The organism is Natrialba chahannaoensis JCM 10990, assembly GCF_000337135.1.
Classification (GTDB): Archaea; Halobacteriota; Halobacteria; order Halobacteriales; family Natrialbaceae; genus Natrialba; species Natrialba chahannaoensis.
Genome location: NZ_AOIN01000100.1, coordinates 114,323 through 130,802, shown reverse-complemented (window position 1 = coordinate 130,802; position 16,480 = coordinate 114,323). Strand labels below are relative to the sequence as shown.

The window sequence follows — 16,480 nt, the reverse complement described above, 5'->3', positions numbered from 1 at the left end:
CTAACGGACACCGCTGACGCGGTGTCCTTGCTCTCTTCGATTCCACAGCGACAACTGACCAGTATCAACAATCTCCTACAGAAGAGCGAGTAACGAAATGGGTGCGTGGGCCGAATCGTACTATGAACACTTCCGCAAGGAAGCTTGGTCACTTGACAACGTACCTGACTTCCTTTCTACCGAATCAATTCACTGACGGACGCCATCCGACTTGCATTGGCTTTGCCAACTATGCGTTCATGGTGTGAACTATTTCACTAGGAATCTATACTTCTGTTCGCGGTGTACCCGCTCTCGTGGTGCGCGCTTATGAGTAATCACGAACCTCACTCGGCTGGCTGGCAGGTCGAACAGAGTGCTTCCGAGGCCTATGAAGCGTATCTCGTCCCGTCGATTTTCACGGCATGGGCCGACCGACTGATCGAAACTGGTGACGTACAGGCGGGAGATCGAGTCTTGGACGTTGCCTGTGGGACTGGCATCGTGGCGCGTCGTGCCGCAAGTCGAGTCGGTACAAGTGGCTCCGTCGACGGACTCGACATCAATGAAGGCATGCTTGCAGTGGCGGAGAAAACCGCTGCCGATAGCCACCCATCGATTGAGTGGCAACAGGGCGACGCGATGGAGCTCCCGTTCCCTGAGGAACAGTTCGATATTGTCTGCTGCCAACAGGCCCTCCAGTTCTTCGACGACCCAACCGCCGCAGTCGAAGAGATGGGGCGAGTACTTGCTCCAGGGGGACGCGTAGCGCTAAGCGTCTGGCGACCGCTCGACTACCAACCTGCGTACAAAATACTCGCCGAAGCGTTAGAGCGCCACGTCGATGCTGAAGCCGGAGCAATGATGCGTTCTCCATTCCCCGCATGGGAGCAAGAGGACATACGAACACTCGTTCAGAACGCAGCGTTCGATGCTGTATCGGTCACTATCGAGATTGGTGCTGTTCGCTACCCATCAGTCGCGGCGTTCGTTCGCCGCGAGGCAGCAAGCTCGCCGCTAGCTGGATCACTTGCAGCCGTCGAGCGCACGGTGCGCGCCGAACTGGTTCAGGAGGTCGAGGATGAATTGCGCGTATACAGTGACGACGAGGGCATCGTTTCGCCAATGGAGTCATACATCGTCACCGCAGAACGGTCACAGTAGCGAACAGTGATTCGTTCGAAATCTCTTCCCTGTCTCTCACATGCCTCATCGTCTATCCGACTGATGACTGGGAACTGTCTAGTTTGGCACCCGGTGGAGAATCGTGGTCTGGTATTTGCCGTCGAAGACCCACCGATCTTGAATCATACGTGACTGTTTCAATGGGTAATATAAAAGGGCTGACGGGGTCATTTCGAAACAGCCCCGGCAGAGTACGCCAGAAAAAGAAGGAGTTCTACGGCCCGGTCTCGCTGTTCGTCGCGTCGGTCACATCCTCGAGGCCGGCATCCTCCAGAGTCTCGGAGCCAACGTAGTGCCTTCGTCCAGCACTACTCCATTCATACTCTGTCTTTCGATAGTTGAGACATCACTATACCCGTGATTAACCGTACCAGTAGTCGATGGTTGAGCATCAACTGAATAGGTGTTAAATAGATAAACACTCATCTAATCATTTAATTTATTAGTTATTATTTGAGTTCCTAGAAAAGAATTAATATCGGTCTTGTAGATGTTATAACTGCATATGTCGGAAGAAACCCAGCCGACTCGGCGTAACGTACTTAAAAAGGGAACGGCGGCAACAGCAGTTGCCCTCGGTGGAGTAGCTACCATTGGTGGGTCAGCATCAGCTTCAGAATCTGATGCAACGCCCTCTTCAATTGATGGAACACTCTCCATAACAGGTTACGGTACGTTCACTGTAGAGTTTGAAGGGAGCGGTCTTGATGTGCAAGCCAATGGCAAGAGCCTCTCAATGGATGAAGACGACGGTGTCTGGACTCTTGAAGGACATGTCAATGGCTATCCAAACAATGACCCGAATGAGCATGTGTACATCAGATTGGACGAGCTTGACAAAGTTGTCTCAAGTGAATCAGATTCGGACGTGAACGTAACGTTCAGACACTTCTAACACACGTAAGCAGTTGCGGATAGAAGTTATTATTATTATTATTATTATTTTATAACTTGCTTATACGCGTCGTCGGAATCGTACTCAGGGATATCGAACCCGAGTTTGCGTAGTCGTTCGACACCGCGCCACCACGTCTCGTCGTCGACGGGGCGGGCGTTCGCGGGGTGGATTTCGCCGGCGTCAATCGCGGCCATGGTGACGACGCCACCATATCCACCGAGCTCACCAGTGTCTTGCCAGCGCTCGTCGTTGACGATGTTCGCTGTCCCACCGTCGGATAACGACCCCCACGTGGGCCAGAACGCCCGCTCGCCTTCGCTCGTGTTGGCGTCGTCGTTCCAGCACTGGACGATCGTCTCTTTCGCGACGTGCTGGGCGTCGAGCCGATCGATGGGAGATCGTCGTTCTCACCATGGATCCTCGTCGATCCGCCAAGCCGCTTGCTTGACACCGTCGGGTAGTTCACCGCGATAGATCGCGTGTGCACCACTGTCGGACTGGGTGACGTCGGCGTAGGTTAGGCCCATGTTCGAGGGTCGCGATAAACGCCGGCTGGATGTCGCCGGTCTCGGGATCGCGGACGTCGTCACCGTCGACGTAGACGTACGGGTCGGCTTCGGTTTGGAGGAACGTGCGGCTGTCGAGGCGGGGATCGATTTTGACCATCGCGACGGTCTCGTCGTCGGCGTAGTGGCCGCGGTAGCCTCATTTAAATCGGGCGTCGCAGTCACACGTTGTGGTGGTGTCGTTGCCATCTTTCGAACACTCCACGGGGGCGTCCTGATCACCCCACGGAGCGAAGGGTTTCTTCTCGATGTGACCCATCCACTGCTCGCGCTCAAGGAGTTCCGCAGGCCACACTCCAAATGTCGCGTAGCGAAGTCGGCATCCGCCCAGCTGTTCCAGGACGGACTACGATCGAGTTGATCTGGTGCTCTGTCGCCGGGACCTGGTTTGGTTGGACTCTCACCAGCAACGACCGCCTCGGCGGCCTCGTGGTAACTGGGGTCGTGTCGGCCAGCCAAAGAAGCCGCTTCGGACCAGTGTTCGGATGATCTCGAACGTTTGTTTGAGGCGCTCGAGGACCTCGTCGCTCACGTCGACCACCCCCAGTCCCTGAACGAGGTCTGATCATCGACGTCAGGACGTTCGATGTCGTCTCGGTCAACATCGATTTCGGGAACGCCCACGGTTCGCTTTTCGCCTTCTGGTTTCGGATCGAGAGCGTATTCGACACGTTCCGCTTGTTTCTCGAACTCGGGACGCTCGGTGATCGACTGGTCGGTGGCGTCGATCAACCCCTACGGAATTCGCGACGGCCAGCTACAATGCCACGACACCTCCATTGGGCGTCGCCATCGAAGCATGTAATTCACAGAAGCCGTTGGCTGAGGGTTCGGATATGGTTGTGTATCCATTAAAAGACCAGGACTACACCAATCTACCTTAAGCCTAGGCCGGGATTTGAACCCGGGCTCTCGTCCTTACCAAGGACGCGCTTTACCGCTAAGCTACCCAGGCACGCATTTAGATTGAGTAGTTCCATGGGTTATATCCCTTTCCATCTACGGCAGCCGTGTCAGGCGATTTCACGTCACTATTCAATGCGCTTTCACTGTCACTGACTGCATACTGAAGAGCGGTAGCGACAACTTTTGACGATCCAGGCACGAACACGTCCCGACGACACGCCATCCCCCAGCAATCCCATAGTAGCCACTGCAAGTCACTGCGCACCTGATCGCCCGGCGGCAGCGCGGTTCGGAGCGAGTGAACTGAGCGAGAACCGCGAACGTGCGATCAGTGTGTAACTATAGTAGCCATCAAAAGTCAGTGCACATCCAATCGCACGAAGGCTGTGCGATTGGTGTGTAAACAGTTTCAGTTGTTGCTATAGTTGCAGTTGTTACTACAGACTGAACGGTGACTGGACTCGAGTACCGACTGAATCAAACGGGAGAATCTGAGAGTTGGTTTTGTTCTGTTTCGGTCCGTTCGGTTCCGTCCTGTCCCGTAACCGCAACCCACTCAGTGTGGCTCGCTCAGTTGTGGGCCGCTCGATTCTGTTCCACTCGATCCCGACTCAGGGGTCCGTCGCTGGCGTGATGTGGTCGGTAGGACACTCCTCTGGTGAGTGGTCGGTTGCCGATGGGTCGAGTGTGAACTGACACGTGTCGACGGGTGGGAACGTCGGGGGGACGGTCGTGGTGAGTCTGGCGGTGAGTATGTTACCGCGTTCGAGCACGCGGGAGGTGGAGGATTCACCGACGGCAGCGGCACCGGTTCGAACGGCGAGTTCGATGATGTCACGCTCGAGATTGGCGTCGAGTGTGGTTGGCGATGGAGCGGAAGAGGTAGTGTCGATATCGGTGTTGGTGTCGGCACCGCCGTCCGCGTTGATGTTCGCAGTGTTCGTCTCGAGGTCACAGGCAACATTCACGTCGTCAACTGGCGTTCCACCGTCGGAGGCAGCGGCCGGTGTCCGTGTGGCGAGCTCGGTGCGTCTGGTCTGGTCGTGTCCGAATGCCTGGACGGTTTGGACGGCCTTTTCGGCGGCGTCAGTGTGTGCGAGGAGGTAGAAGCCACGAGCGACGAGAATATCCGCGGCGAGAATCGCGAGGTCGGCGGTTGCTGCGTCCATGCTGTCCGAGACCTTGTCTGGCGTTGCTGGCTGCTCCCAGGGCTCGTCGTGAGCGAGGGTGCGCGTGAGCCGCAGTCCTTCGTAGATCAGTTGGACACCGGCAGCGTGCGTGAGTAGTGCCTCGGAGTCGACACCGTGGGGTGTGTCGGTAGTGCTGGTGGTGTCAGTAGTGCTCTCCTCGGCACCACCAGCCGACGCATGAATCGTCGCACTCTCGATCGTCAGTGCTCCCGGTACCATCGACGCCTCGTCGAGAACGGCGTTGACGAGCCCGGACAATCGCGGCGGTTCGACGTCCGCGACAGCGTCGGAAGCGGCACGCCGACAGGAGTCGGCTTTGTCCATTAGCGGGATGTTACGAGGGCGGAGGCAAAGACCTTTGGAAACGCCGGATCGACTCTCGACATGATCGACAGTTTCGACGGACTGGGACCCGCTGGTCGTGAGGACACTAATGGCTCTAGCGAGGACGACGACCCTGCTCCCTCTCAGGAATCCACCACCCCTGATCACTCTCGCATCCGAACGATCGCTCTCGACCGACCCCAGGCGCGAAACGCCCTCACCGTCGACGGACTCGAGTCCCTTGCCGCAACGATCGAGTCGCAGTCAACAGGCACAGATTCTCCAGCAGTCATCTATCTCCACGGCCGCGGCCCCGCCTTTTGCGCGGGCGCAGATCTTACCACTGTCGCTGATCTCGACGGTGACCGCGACGCAGCCCGCGAGTTCGCCCGCCTCGGCCAGCGTGTCGCCCGCGCGATCGAAACCTGTCCGGCGATCGTCATCGCCGGCATCGACGGCCCTGCAATGGGCGGTGGCCTCGAACTCGCGCTGGCCTGTGACGTTCGTGTCGGCACGCCCGAGTCAACCTACGGCGAACCTGGTGTCACCTTTGGCCTCTTTGGTGCCTGGGGCGGCACCGCCCGGCTCCCGAACGTCGTCGGTGAGGGCAACGCACTCGAGTTCGCTCTCTCTGGACGAACCGTCGACGCGGAGGAAGCGCTTCGAATGGGACTCATTTCGCGGATCGAGGACGATCCCCGTGAGGTGGTTTCCTCGATCGCCAAGCATCCGAGCGAGACGCTGGCGGTGCTGAAACGCCGTCTTCGTGACGACAGCGAGCACGCAGAACAGGAGCGTCGCGAGGCGGATGCGTTCGCAGAGCTAGTGGCTATGCACGCGGCTGAGATCGAATCAGTGCTGGAGTGACAGCGATACGGTTGGTGTTGCTGCCGGGAACTGGAACTGCTGCCGCGACTGACTGTACCAGACAAGTCGCACTATAGTAAGTGGGATGACGGACAGGTCAGAGCGGGTGTTCCGGCGAGCTTACGAGAGCGGTTCTGGTGACGGTGGGACCTGTCGCTTGTGTTCGCTGTGCTCGTACATCCCACGAACGCGTTCGACGGTTTCGGGTTCGACATCGAGTTCGCGGCAGGTTGCGGCGATCGAGAGCGGGCCGTCAACGTGTGCGACGAGAATAGAGTCGAGCGTTTCGTAACTGAGTCCCATCTCGCTCTCGTCGGTTTGATCTGCCCACAGCTCTGCAGTCGCGGGCTTGGCCGCGAGGTCCTCGGGGACGCCGACGTGGCGTGCGAGTTGGCGGACTTGTGCCTTGTAGAGGTTTCCGACCGGGTGACAGTCGACCGCGCCGTCGCCGTACTTCGTGAAGTAGCCGACGGCAGCCTCGCTGCGGTTGCCTGTCCCCAGTACGAGGCGGTTCTCGTGATTTGCGACGAGGTAGTTGAGAACCGCCCGAACGCGGGCGCGAGCGTTGCCGACGGCTTCGCGGTCGCCTTCGGCTTCGGGATACGCCGACAGTAGCGAGTCGACGATCGGCTCTATTTCGATGACGTCGTGGGCCATCTCCAGTTCCTGTGCAACCCGTTCTGCGTCGCTCATGTTCTCGTCGCCGCTGACGACAGCGGGGAGGACGAGGCCGTGTACGTTCTCGGCACCGAGTGCGTCCGCGGCGAGGTAGGCAGTGAGTGTGCTGTCGATCCCGCCCGAGAGACCGAGAACGGCACCATCGACGCCCGCCGCGTCGATCTGATTTCGAATGAACGTCGTAATGTGGTCGTGGTGCTGGTCGAGTTCGGTCTCCGAGAACCGCGGATCGATCATACTCAGCTATACGCGGCCAGGTGTCTAATATGCTGTCCACACGGTCGATTGTTGGACGGGTGGGCACTGACCACCCATCCTGGTAGCCGAACCCCTTCGGACATGGGAGTACAGCAGTGATTTCAGTGACTCGCGAAGCGAATCACAATCACAATCACAGTCACAGTCACAGTCACAGGTACCCGAACAGCGTCCCGACGAGCACGAGCACCCACGTGCTAGCACCGACGAGAAGCATGTCGTTGAACCGACTCTCACGTGTTGCCCGGCGTGCAGCGCCGCCGGCGATCAGCCCGAGTGCAACGACGACGAGCATGCGCTGGACGACTACGTCGAGTGGCAGCACGTCGACGCCGAGTAGGCTGTAATCGAGCCAGATCGCCACCGCGAGCGAGCCCGATGCCGCAAGCGCCGCATCGAGTCGGCGCTCGAGTCCGCTGGCGATCACGTACGTCCCAACCGGCAACCCGAGCGCGATGATCGGGTAGAGCGATGCTGCGATCATGTGCACGGTCATGAACGAGAACGTCCGATCGAAGGCGATACCAAGGATCCTGACGCCAAGGATGATCGTGAGGATCGTTCCCGTGAGGATCAGGTGTCGCGCTTCGATGCGACCTCCGGCTGCGGCGAGTCGCTCCCGATCACGCTCGGTGAGGTGGTTGTCGAGTTCGGCGCTGATCCGCGCTGCGATCCCCTGTGGTGGCAGGTCGCCATCGTCGCGAGAACGTTCCACGGGGTCTATCGAGGACAGCCCTAGCCACCCACGACTACGCAGTGTGCCACCACCGAGCCGCCACCCGGTTCGACGATGCAGAAGCATCCCAAGAAGTAGCGGCACGACGAGCGCGGGAGAGAACGTCAGATCGACCTTCGTCGCCCAGCCGTCGGCATCTGATGGTCCACTGTTATCGAGGTAGATCCGCTGGAGGTCCTCCTGTTGATCGACGCCCGGAATCGCCATCAGATCCTGTTCGAGACGCGACTGTGCTCCCTCGACGCCGTCGACGCGGTGTCGCAAGGTGAACCAGTCGAAGTGTTCTGAGTGTGTCTGCATGACGACCCACTGGTCGTCCGGGTTCGGACTCTCGTAGAGACGGATGTGGTAGCGGTAGCCGTAGTACTCGCCGTCCTCGAGTTGCAGCGTCTCGGTCGTCCAGTAGGCCTGGTCATCCGGGCCCGGGTCGAGGTAGGCAAAGCGGGTTGCACCGTCGGCCTGCGACCACGGGATATCCGTCGGTGAGACCGGGCGAAGCGCGTGCTCGTGGCCGGCCTCGGATTCGTTGCTGGGCTCGGTCTCGGTTGGTTCCGTTCCCTCAGTGCGCTCGACGCCGGTCGAACTGTCGCCATCCTCGCTTGTCTCACCTACGTCGTTCTCGGCTGTCGTCTCTGCCTGTGCAGTCGTACTCGAGTTCGGTGCGGTGTGTGAGTCTGGGTAAGGTCCTGACGCTGCTCCCGACTCTTGCTCTGCGTCTGTGTCAGCGTCCAATTCGCCGTTCAGAGTGGCCTCCATTTCGGTGTCCGTTTGTGAGCCGACAGCTGTCTCTGTCTCTGTCTCTGTCTCTGTCTCAGTTGTCGCCGCCTCTTGGGTAGATTCTGCAGGGGAATCTGGCTCGATCTGGTCGTCTGTTGTGCTCTCGTTCTGAGCGAATCCGACGAGGTCGTCCGTATCGAAGTGGTCGTGGTCGGTTTCCTCCCAGTCACCGCCGCCGTAGGCGGTCAACAACTGGACGATCGTCTCGGTTTCCCCGCGGACGACGACGTTGAGCGGACTGCGCTGTTCGTGGGCCTCTCTGGCGTTGAGGTACGGCCAAAATCCACTGTCGCTGTCGTCGAAGGAGATGATCTCGGGGGTCGGTTTGTCTTCCGTTTCGGGGGCGACATCGCTTGTGGATGGCGAGAACAATAGCGAGGGGCCACCGATAAGCAAGACGGTGGCCACCAGCAGAATGGTTCCGATGACGATCGAACGACGCATCTCACCACACTATCGACTGCGGTCATATCAATCTACCCTCTCAGGCGCTGTTCTGCCAGTGAAGTCGACATGACTGATGATGAGAGAGACGGGGACGGTGAAAACGATGGAACCGACGAAACGGATGGAAACGATGCACAGACTGAAACGGAACGTGGCGAGAGCATCCGAAACGACGGGAACAACGGAATCGACGGGATCGATAGAACCGACAGCTCCTCTACTGCTCGGGTTTCCAGTTCAACTCGATCCGTACCGTCTCCCGGTTCCCGCGGAACATCGTCGATCGCTCGACCACGTCGATCGATGTCTCGACCGTTTCGGGCGGTGAGAGCGTTACTGTCTTGTTCCCAACGTCGATATCGACGTGTTCGCCGTCGGCTCTGAACTCTGCAGCGAGGTGCTCGAAATAGGCCGCAAGCTCGTCTCGTGACTTCGCCTGATCAACTGTCGTGCGCTGTGCCATAATCGCTGGTGTCCTCGGATTCGGAAAAGTATGGACTGCAAACGAAACCCTAGTCGCGGTTTACTTCGGGTCAGAAGCTCCACGCTCCACAGTCGCCCTTCAATTGCAACTGTTTTGCCTGCTGGGACTGCTCTGACTGCTTCGCCCGCATCAACTGCTTCGACCACACCAACTACTCCGTACCAGGCATGACTTTTTGCCAACGGCGACGGTACTCAAACCGATGGCAGACGTCTCGAGTGCCACTGTCGATGTCGGTATCGTCGCCCAGCGAGCAAACGACCGTGCCTACGACCTCGCAACAGCGCTCCGGACTGCACTCGAGAATCGGGCCGCCGTCGAGACCACCGTCGCGGTTGACGAACTGACTGCCGAGCACGTTTCGATTCCGAGTGTCCCCGTCGCGGCGATGGCCGAGTTCGACCTCGTCGTGAGTATCGGCGGGGATGGCACGCTCCTATACGTCGCCCGTGAGGTTGGCGAGACGCCGATTCTCGGCGTCAACCTTGGTGAGGTTGGGTTTCTCAATGCTGTTCCGCCGTCGGATGCGCTTGATGTCGTGCCTGATGTCGTCTCCCAGTTACATGCTGATGACGACCTGGGGGCACAACGGCGAACGTTGCGTCGACTCAGGGCAACACCGGCTGATGCTATGTGTGGGGATGATACCACTGCAACCGCGACTGCGACCGAAACCACCGACACCGAAAACACCGAAAACACGCCCAACTGGACACTCGAACCCGCACTCAACGAAATCGTCGTTCATGGCCCGCGACGAGGACACGGCGGCGGCGCAACGATTCGTGTCGCCGTCGACGGCCGACAGTACGCTTCCGGACACGCCGACGGCGTCCTCATTTCGACGCCAACCGGCTCGACCGCGTACAACCTGAGCGAGGGTGGTCCCCTCGTTCACCCCAACGCTGACGCACTCCTCGTCACACAGATGGCCGCTGTAGACGGCCGACCGCCACTCGTCATCGATGCCGACGCATCGGTGACGATCACCGTCGAGGACGCAGCGACCGCGTTCGTGATCAGCGATGGCCGCAACCGCCAGCAACTCGAGCCGCCCGCAAGCGTCACCGTCACCACCGCGCCCAAACCGACGACGCTCGTCGGCCCCCAGTCCGATTTCTTCACCGCACTCGAGAAACTCGAGTGACTGCGATCTCGGGCGACCCGGTCGCATCGTGCGGTTGCGGGAGGAAGGAGTGTTACACCGGTGTGTCAGTTAGGTGTCGTGTCGTCACTGGAGTCGGTATCGGTGGTGGTAGTGGTATCGAGATCGGCACCAGGTCCAGAATCACTCGTCTCATCGCCAATCTCACCGTTCCCCGTCGCTTCGTTCGCCACTGTATCGCCGTCACCCTCCCCATCTCCAGTCGCATTGGCTTCGGTCGCAGCCGGCAGATTCGGATCACGATACGGATTCCGTCCGTACGCCGGCAGTTCATCATCGAGTTGGGACTTCAGTACTCGCCGAAGGCGATTCAGACTCGTCGTATCGAGGCCGTGATCCGCCGCGAGGCGTTTGAACGTGGGCTCATCGGTGATGTCGTGAGCGCGGTACTGGCCGAACAGTTCGTCCATTCGATCGGCCGACAGCGCCTGGGCGTCGATGTCGTCGAGCCCGAAATAAGCCCGGCGATCGAGATCGACGACGTGGCGGATCACCACCAGTGCGACCTTGGGAATCGCACGCTGACTCCCGAACTCCGTCAGGTCGATCTCGTCCATGACACCGAGCGCGAGGTCGCGCTGCCAGGGGGTGAGCTCAAGTGCGTTACACAGCGCCTGCGTCGTCCGCAGTCGATCGAGGTGGTGGGCACGCTCGCTGTAGCCTGGCGTGGCGGCGTGTTGTTCATCGTGAAGTCGCCGAACGCTCTCCGAGAGGTCCGCATCGGGTGATTCAGCGCGGCCGATGACGGTTGCACTCGGCGTGACGATACCCCACTGACGGACCGTCGTGTCCCGCTTTGCGGCCGCGCGGGAGAGCGCACCTGCACCGGGACGGCTCTCCAGCGGGCGCTCTGGGCGCTCTCCGGCGTGATCAGGGCGGGCAGTGACGGCTCCCGCCCGCTCGGGGACTGGACTGCTGTCGGCACCGTCGTCGTCCATTGTCTGTCGCTCAGACAGGGAGACAGAAAAAGGCTCGCTCGTTTTGCGGCGCGTTTCAGCGCGACTGACAGTCGATCCGACAGCTTTCCAGGATATTGTTTCGTTCCGCACTCACGCACTCGAGTTGAACGGGAACCAGCGCAACCGCTCTCCAAGCGTTGTCGTCCCGTGAAAAGCTCCTCGTAGCTACACCTTGTGACCAGAGGCACTTAAAGAACGTTGCCGGCGCGAGACGAACGGCGGTGGACGGTCGAACGACTACTTGATTCAAACGAACCGACGCAAAACAGCGCGTCGGTGACCCGTCGTATCTACACCTTATGACCAGAAGTACTTAAAGAACTGCCGCGAGCAACTCGTCGGTAAACTCGTCCAGTCTCCCCGGCACCGGGCCTGAACGCGCGTGAATCGCCGGCTCAATATCGACTGGCGGGTGGGCGAACTCGCGACCGACGACGTCGCCGACCACGTCGTCGCCCTCACCACGGTGCTTTCGCTCGAGCAGGTCCTGTGTGCGCTCGATTCGTTCAGTGTCGAAGACCGCTGGTGCCTGCTCGGTGAGAAACTGTTCGAACTCGAGTGCTGGTAGGTCGTGGCTGGTGGGGCTGGTGGGGGTGTCGCTAGCCACCCCACACTCACCAGTCGCCTGCAGATAGCGTGCGGCCATCGACGCGCGATAGATCGTGAGATTGCGCTTGACGGTGGGTTTCGTCTGTGTTTCGGTGAAGCGCTCGTCGTCTGCAGCGATGGTCATGGTCGCCGTGCCATCGCCCGTTCCTTCTGTCGCTCGTTCGACGACGTAGCTATCGGTACGAGTGTCCACGATAGGAAACAGTTCGTCGTCGGTGCGCACGAGGTGGTGTGAGATGTACTTCCGGTAGTTACTCGCCGCGATCCCGCGGTAAGCGTGATAGAGGTCCATCGGGTTGTACGTGTGTTCGATGTAAGCCCGGAGTTCGTCGAGAACGGACGGCTCACACGCGATTCGGTACCGGATGGGGCTTCGAACGAGGTCGAGGGCACCGTCGTTCGAACCCGCGAGCAGGTCCGTGAATTTCCGGATGCTCCAGCCCTGATAGTCGACGTTGTCCTCGCCACTGAACTGTGTGACGAGGGTGTCATCGGGACGCTCGAGATGTGCGTACTGCCGGAGATCAGTTGGTGCGAAGACGAGCCCGACGTCGTAGTCACTCGCCGGACTCGCTCCACCCCAGGCGTGGCTTCCGCGAGCGACGGCTAGCACGACCTTGATGTCGTGCGTGTGCTCGATGCGCTCAAGCTGACGCTCGATGATGGTTCGAACACGCGCTGGAACTCGTGAGGAAGCTGCTGGCGCTGTTGGCATCATTCGTTCAACTCACGACCGAAGCCGCCAGTCCACAAGAAGCCGCGTGGCCACAGAGTGCTGCTCGTAGCTACACCTTGTGACCAGAACCACTTAAAGAGATGTCGCGCTGGAGCGGTTCCACGGTGGTCCACAGCGCAACCGGTGCCGTCTGCCGGTATTCGGCAGTGAACTGTCCGTTCCGAAAGGCATAATCGCGCGCTCCCCTGAATACGGGCAATGAGTCACCAGTTGCCGGACGTACAGGCATCCTCGCCAGATGTCACCGTCGGCCTGAGTCAGGTCGGCGTCACCGGTGTCGAAAAGCTCGTCAAGCTCGCCCGCGAGGACAAGCGACCGATCGTCCTCACTGCCGAGTTCGAGGTCTTCGTCGATCTGCCTGCCTGGCGAAAGGGCGCGGACATGAGTCGCAACATGGAGGTCATCGACGAGATTCTCGAAGACGCCACGCGCGAGGAAGCCTACCGTGTCGAGGAGGTCTGTGGCGACGCCGCCGAACGACTCCTTGAAAAGCACGACTACACGTCGAAAGCACAGGTCTCGATGGAAGCCGAGTTCATGCGCCGCGAGCAGACGCCAGCGAGCGACCGCGAGACCCAGCACACCGTCGATATCATCGCCTCCGCGACGGCGACCGATGACGGCACGCGCGAGGAGATTGGCGCGGAAGTAACTGGGATGACCGTCTGTCCGTGCTCGCAGGGTATGTCCGCCGCACGCGCAAAGCAGACACTCGAGAACCTCGGCGTCGAAGCGGACACGATCACGCAGTTCTTGGAAGAGGTGCCACAGCCGGGCCACTCCCAGCGCGGGCACGCGACGCTCACCGTCGAGGCGGGCGGCGATCCCGACGTGGACCTGAACGACATTATCGACATCGCACGCGATTCGATGAGCGCGCGAATCTACAACCTGGCCAAGCGCCCCGACGAGGATCACATGACCTATGAGGCACACGCAGACGCGAAGTTCGTCGAGGACTGTGTGCGCTCGCTCGCGGAGGGTGTCGTCGACGAATTCGACCAGTTGCCAGACGATGCAGTCGTGACGATGAAGCAATCGAACGACGAGTCGATCCACCAGCACAACGCCCACGCCGAGCGCGTCGTCGAGATGGAGACGCTGCGCGAGGAAATCGCGCCCGACGAGTAAGCGACAATCAATTAGAACGTCAGCGGCTCTGCATCCTCCCATCGCGGCGCGAACTCGTCGTGGACGTTCGCCGCGAACTCGGGATCTTTGAGGTCGATCATGCCGAACGCGTCACCCGACGAGAGCGGGTTTGGAACCTGAATACAGACCTCAGCGTCGTCGATGAGGTTGAACGACCCAGTCACTTCTTCGCTCGTCCGCACGTCGAAATCGTCACGCGCCTGCAGCGTCGAGCGATACCGTTCGCCGACGTTTTCAGAGAGCGAGTTGACGAGTCGACGCGTCATCAACACGTCGACCGCGACGCCACGATCGAGGGCGTCCTCGAGTGTCGCCAGCACGTCGTCGCCGACAGTCTGCATGTCTCGCTGGGGCACGGGGTCTGCGGCGACCATGACGATCGACTGGTCGGCGGCGGCGAGCCGTTCCAGAAGGAGGTCGATCGTCTCCTCCGGGCCGACTGCGGCGGTCCAGAACTGTTCTTCGACGGGGTCGGCCGCGTCGAGTTCGTCAGAGAGGTCGTCGACGATGGATTCGTACTGATCCGCTTTCTCGTCGAGTTCGCGTTTCTTGTCCTCGAGCAGGCGGTCGAGTGCAGTCGAGGGCTCGACGGCGACGTACTTTTTCGGCCGACTCGCAGTCTGTGTTCGGACGAGATTGTACTGCTCGATGCTGTTCAACACATCATAGATACGACCCATGGGAACGTCACTGGCTCGTGACAACTCTTTGGCCGTTGTCGGACCGGTGTTCAACAGCGCTCGATACGCTCGCGCCTCGTACTCCGAGAGCCCGAGGTCCCTGAGGCTGGCCATGTACTCACCAATCCGACCGAAGAAACATAAACACTGTGGTGGTTTGCGATCGTATCGAGCCGTCCCGTTTCAGCCCTCGACTAGTCGAGAACGGACTGGACTGCCTCGCTCAACTCCGTTGGAGTTTCAGCGACGCCCGAGCTGCGGTCGCCGAGGATCACGCGCGCGGTTCCAGATTCGACTGCGGGTGTAGTCTCGACCATATCTGCGTCGGGAACCACGACCTTCTCGTGGTCGGCCATTCGCAACGCGGCCCGGTGCAAGTCAGCACCCGGCTCGTCGGCCACCGCGATAACGAGTGGTCCCTCGAGTAGCCGCGATGTTGCCGTCGCGTACTGCGCAACTTGGACACCGAACCGATCGCTCGCGCCGGCGAAGGACTCGAGTAGCTCCCGAGCGACGGTGCGGTACGTCTCGTCGCCGATGAGTGCCGTAAGATCCAGCAGTGCATCGGCGAGTGCGACGTTCGAATCGAGCGGGCGAAGCGGGTGATCGAGGAGTCCTACGCCCGTCTCCGGCCCGTCGACGAACGAGTCGCCATCGCGCAACTGATCGATCGTTGCGTCGGCGACGGCAGCCGCGGTTGAGCTGACGCCCGGGTCGAGCACACTCGTAGCCGTCGTCAGCGCCGAGAGCGTCCGGGCCTGCGTGGCGAGCAACGGCGCGGTTGCGCCGTCGGAGACGGTCTCGGGATGGGCGTGCGTGACAACACCCTCGACGATCAGGTCTGTCTGGAGCGTCTCGAGTGCACGCGTTGCGTACCGTCGGGCGCGCTCGTCGTCAGTGTAGGCCGCGTAGGTGGCCAGCCCCTCGATCGCGAGCGCGTTCGGTCCTGCAAGGACAGTGTCGTCGACCGGCGGCTCGGCGGCCACCTCGCGATCCGTCGCATCCAGACTATGGGCGTCGCTCTCGCCCGGTGCCTGGCTGTTCGCGAAGGCGTCGACGGCGTCGTTCCAGAGCGTCGTCGTCAGGAACTCGATCGTCCGCGCGGCCGGCTCGCGGTACTCGTCTCTCCCAGTGAGGAGATACGCGTTCGCGAACGCGCGTACGAGCGCGCCGTTCGAGTCCAACAGCTTCTCGTGCTGGAGGCCCGACCAGTCGGGATCCGTCGCGAACCGATAGAAGCCCCCATCGTACTCATCGAGCAAGTTTGCGCTCACCGCGTCGAACGAGCGCAGCGCCATCTCCCGGTCGCGCTTCAGGGCGAACTCGAGTGCGTCGGGCAGCGGGAACTTCGGTTGCTGGCCCCAGCCGCCGGCGGTCTCGTCGTACGCCTCGGTGAGCTGGCCGAGCATGGCAGACTCGACATCCGGCGTGAGGTTTCCGGCGGGCGGGTTGTCTTCGCGGAGCGGTCGCGGGATGCGACCGGCACCACTGCCCTTGGTGTCCCACATGGTGCGGACGCTGTCGAGGACCTGTCGCATGCCGTCGTGGCCGAGGTAGCCCGCGCCAGTCAGCACCGAGCCGTCGGGGGCCAGAAAGACAGTCGAGGGAAAGCCGCCCATGTTGTACCGATCACGCACGCGCGGGCGACGGTCGACGTCGACACGAACGGGTACGAAGCTGTCGTTGACGTTCGCCGCGATCCGCGGCTCTGCGTAGGTCTCTTCGTCCATTTCGTGGCAGTGGTCACACCACGTCGCAGTGAGCGAGAGCAAGATAGGGATCTCTGCCGCTGCAGCCTCGTCGAAGGCCTCCTGGCCCCACTCGCGCCACTCGACGCGCGTTCCGTCGTCGCCGTCACTGCCCATACCGATACCCATACCCGAA

The 16,480-nt window shown here is 60.6% G+C and carries 16 protein-coding genes and 1 tRNA gene; 6 read left to right on the top strand and 11 right to left on the bottom strand.

The window, feature by feature from the left end; all coding sequences use genetic code 11:
- Positions 1-309 precede the first annotated feature (309 nt).
- Both C482_RS20005 and C482_RS21420 read left to right on the top strand, forming a co-directional pair.
- Positions 310-1,143: a class I SAM-dependent methyltransferase gene (locus C482_RS20005; protein WP_006169667.1), complete on the top strand. Its 834-nt coding sequence runs from the start codon at positions 310-312 to the stop codon at positions 1,141-1,143.
- 526 nt (positions 1,144-1,669) lie between these two features.
- On the top strand, positions 1,670-2,059 hold the full coding sequence (locus tag C482_RS21420; RefSeq protein WP_152422063.1) for a twin-arginine translocation signal domain-containing protein: 390 nt from the start codon (positions 1,670-1,672) through the stop codon (positions 2,057-2,059).
- Positions 2,060-2,103: 44 nt separating this feature from the next.
- On the opposite strand, the gene C482_RS22575 is transcribed toward C482_RS21420, so the two are convergent.
- Positions 2,104-2,256 (bottom strand): hypothetical protein, encoded by a 153-nt coding sequence (locus C482_RS22575; protein ID WP_006169666.1) that lies wholly within the window; start codon positions 2,254-2,256, stop codon positions 2,104-2,106.
- Between the two features lie 331 nt (positions 2,257-2,587).
- On the opposite strand from C482_RS22575, the gene C482_RS22570 reads away from it, so the two are divergent.
- Positions 2,588-2,989 (top strand): hypothetical protein, encoded by a 402-nt coding sequence (locus tag C482_RS22570; RefSeq protein WP_049897034.1) that lies wholly within the window; start codon positions 2,588-2,590, stop codon positions 2,987-2,989.
- Between the two features lie 167 nt (positions 2,990-3,156).
- Here the strand turns inward: C482_RS22570 and C482_RS19995 are convergent, their stop codons facing one another.
- From C482_RS19995 to C482_RS19985, 3 genes are all read right to left on the bottom strand, one after another.
- Positions 3,157-3,360: a hypothetical protein gene (locus C482_RS19995; RefSeq protein ID WP_006169663.1), complete on the bottom strand. Its 204-nt coding sequence runs from the start codon at positions 3,358-3,360 to the stop codon at positions 3,157-3,159.
- 151 nt (positions 3,361-3,511) lie between these two features.
- Positions 3,512-3,583: transfer RNA gene (locus C482_RS19990), tRNA-Thr, on the bottom strand.
- Positions 3,584-4,145: 562 nt separating this feature from the next.
- Positions 4,146-5,048: a DUF7114 family protein gene (locus C482_RS19985; RefSeq protein WP_006169662.1), complete on the bottom strand. Its 903-nt coding sequence runs from the start codon at positions 5,046-5,048 to the stop codon at positions 4,146-4,148.
- Positions 5,049-5,108: 60 nt separating this feature from the next.
- Between C482_RS19985 and C482_RS19980 the strand changes: the two genes are divergently transcribed.
- Positions 5,109-5,915, top strand: coding sequence for an enoyl-CoA hydratase/isomerase family protein (locus C482_RS19980; RefSeq protein WP_006169661.1), 807 nt, complete (start codon positions 5,109-5,111; stop codon positions 5,913-5,915).
- A 120-nt stretch (positions 5,916-6,035) separates the two neighbouring features.
- Here C482_RS19980 and C482_RS19975 read toward each other — a convergent pair whose 3' ends face one another.
- The 3 genes from C482_RS19975 to C482_RS19965 all read right to left on the bottom strand — a co-directional run bounded on the left by C482_RS19975 (position 6,036) and on the right by C482_RS19965 (position 9,274).
- Positions 6,036-6,830, bottom strand: coding sequence for an NAD+ synthase (locus C482_RS19975; RefSeq protein WP_006169660.1), 795 nt, complete (start codon positions 6,828-6,830; stop codon positions 6,036-6,038).
- A 172-nt stretch (positions 6,831-7,002) separates the two neighbouring features.
- On the bottom strand, positions 7,003-8,808 hold the full coding sequence (locus C482_RS19970) for a hypothetical protein (RefSeq protein ID WP_006169659.1): 1,806 nt from the start codon (positions 8,806-8,808) through the stop codon (positions 7,003-7,005).
- Positions 8,809-9,028: 220 nt separating this feature from the next.
- Positions 9,029-9,274 carry an amphi-Trp domain-containing protein gene (locus tag C482_RS19965; RefSeq protein ID WP_006169658.1) on the bottom strand — a complete coding sequence of 82 codons (246 nt, stop codon included), beginning with the start codon at positions 9,272-9,274 and terminating at the stop codon, positions 9,029-9,031.
- A 223-nt stretch (positions 9,275-9,497) separates the two neighbouring features.
- On the opposite strand from C482_RS19965, the gene C482_RS19960 reads away from it, so the two are divergent.
- Positions 9,498-10,442: an NAD(+)/NADH kinase gene (locus C482_RS19960; protein ID WP_006169657.1), complete on the top strand. Its 945-nt coding sequence runs from the start codon at positions 9,498-9,500 to the stop codon at positions 10,440-10,442.
- Between the two features lie 65 nt (positions 10,443-10,507).
- Here C482_RS19960 and C482_RS19955 read toward each other — a convergent pair whose 3' ends face one another.
- Together C482_RS19955 and C482_RS19950 are read right to left on the bottom strand one after the other, a co-directional pair.
- Positions 10,508-11,398, bottom strand: coding sequence for a hypothetical protein (locus C482_RS19955; RefSeq protein ID WP_006169656.1), 891 nt, complete (start codon positions 11,396-11,398; stop codon positions 10,508-10,510).
- A 334-nt stretch (positions 11,399-11,732) separates the two neighbouring features.
- Positions 11,733-12,743 (bottom strand): nucleotidyltransferase domain-containing protein, encoded by a 1,011-nt coding sequence (locus tag C482_RS19950; protein WP_006169655.1) that lies wholly within the window; start codon positions 12,741-12,743, stop codon positions 11,733-11,735.
- A gap of 219 nt (positions 12,744-12,962) precedes the next feature.
- Here C482_RS19950 and mptA point away from each other — a divergent pair, with 219 nt between their 5' ends.
- Positions 12,963-13,895 carry a GTP cyclohydrolase MptA gene (gene mptA / locus C482_RS19945; protein WP_006169654.1) on the top strand — a complete coding sequence of 311 codons (933 nt, stop codon included), beginning with the start codon at positions 12,963-12,965 and terminating at the stop codon, positions 13,893-13,895.
- 11 nt (positions 13,896-13,906) lie between these two features.
- Here mptA and C482_RS19940 read toward each other — a convergent pair whose 3' ends face one another.
- Both C482_RS19940 and C482_RS19935 read right to left on the bottom strand, forming a co-directional pair.
- Positions 13,907-14,710, bottom strand: a complete 804-nt coding sequence (locus tag C482_RS19940; RefSeq protein ID WP_006169653.1) for a TrmB family transcriptional regulator — start codon at positions 14,708-14,710, stop codon at positions 13,907-13,909.
- Positions 14,711-14,790: 80 nt separating this feature from the next.
- Complete coding sequence (locus C482_RS19935; RefSeq protein ID WP_006169652.1) at positions 14,791-16,473, bottom strand: DUF255 domain-containing protein; 1,683 nt, start codon at positions 16,471-16,473, stop codon at positions 14,791-14,793.
- Positions 16,474-16,480 lie beyond the last annotated feature (7 nt).

What these genes read in the sequence shown, in the direction of transcription:
- C482_RS19955 (WP_006169656.1), bottom strand. Translation starts at nt 11,398, where the DNA reads ATGGACGACGACGGTGCCGACAGCAGTCCAGTCCCCGAGCGGGCGGGA.
- C482_RS21420 (WP_152422063.1), top strand. Translation starts at nt 1,670, where the DNA reads ATGTCGGAAGAAACCCAGCCGACTCGGCGTAACGTACTTAAAAAGGGA.
- C482_RS19960 (WP_006169657.1), top strand. Translation starts at nt 9,498, where the DNA reads ATGGCAGACGTCTCGAGTGCCACTGTCGATGTCGGTATCGTCGCCCAG.
- C482_RS19940 (WP_006169653.1), bottom strand. Translation starts at nt 14,710, where the DNA reads ATGGCCAGCCTCAGGGACCTCGGGCTCTCGGAGTACGAGGCGCGAGCG.
- C482_RS22570 (WP_049897034.1), top strand. Translation starts at nt 2,588, where the DNA reads ATGTTCGAGGGTCGCGATAAACGCCGGCTGGATGTCGCCGGTCTCGGG.
- C482_RS19970 (WP_006169659.1), bottom strand. Translation starts at nt 8,808, where the DNA reads ATGCGTCGTTCGATCGTCATCGGAACCATTCTGCTGGTGGCCACCGTC.
- mptA (WP_006169654.1), top strand. Translation starts at nt 12,963, where the DNA reads ATGAGTCACCAGTTGCCGGACGTACAGGCATCCTCGCCAGATGTCACC.
- C482_RS19980 (WP_006169661.1), top strand. Translation starts at nt 5,109, where the DNA reads ATGATCGACAGTTTCGACGGACTGGGACCCGCTGGTCGTGAGGACACT.
- C482_RS19950 (WP_006169655.1), bottom strand. Translation starts at nt 12,743, where the DNA reads ATGCCAACAGCGCCAGCAGCTTCCTCACGAGTTCCAGCGCGTGTTCGA.
- C482_RS19965 (WP_006169658.1), bottom strand. Translation starts at nt 9,274, where the DNA reads ATGGCACAGCGCACGACAGTTGATCAGGCGAAGTCACGAGACGAGCTT.
- C482_RS20005 (WP_006169667.1), top strand. Translation starts at nt 310, where the DNA reads ATGAGTAATCACGAACCTCACTCGGCTGGCTGGCAGGTCGAACAGAGT.
- C482_RS22575 (WP_006169666.1), bottom strand. Translation starts at nt 2,256, where the DNA reads ATGGCCGCGATTGACGCCGGCGAAATCCACCCCGCGAACGCCCGCCCC.
- C482_RS19935 (WP_006169652.1), bottom strand. Translation starts at nt 16,473, where the DNA reads ATGGGTATCGGTATGGGCAGTGACGGCGACGACGGAACGCGCGTCGAG.
- C482_RS19975 (WP_006169660.1), bottom strand. Translation starts at nt 6,830, where the DNA reads ATGATCGATCCGCGGTTCTCGGAGACCGAACTCGACCAGCACCACGAC.
- C482_RS19985 (WP_006169662.1), bottom strand. Translation starts at nt 5,048, where the DNA reads ATGGACAAAGCCGACTCCTGTCGGCGTGCCGCTTCCGACGCTGTCGCG.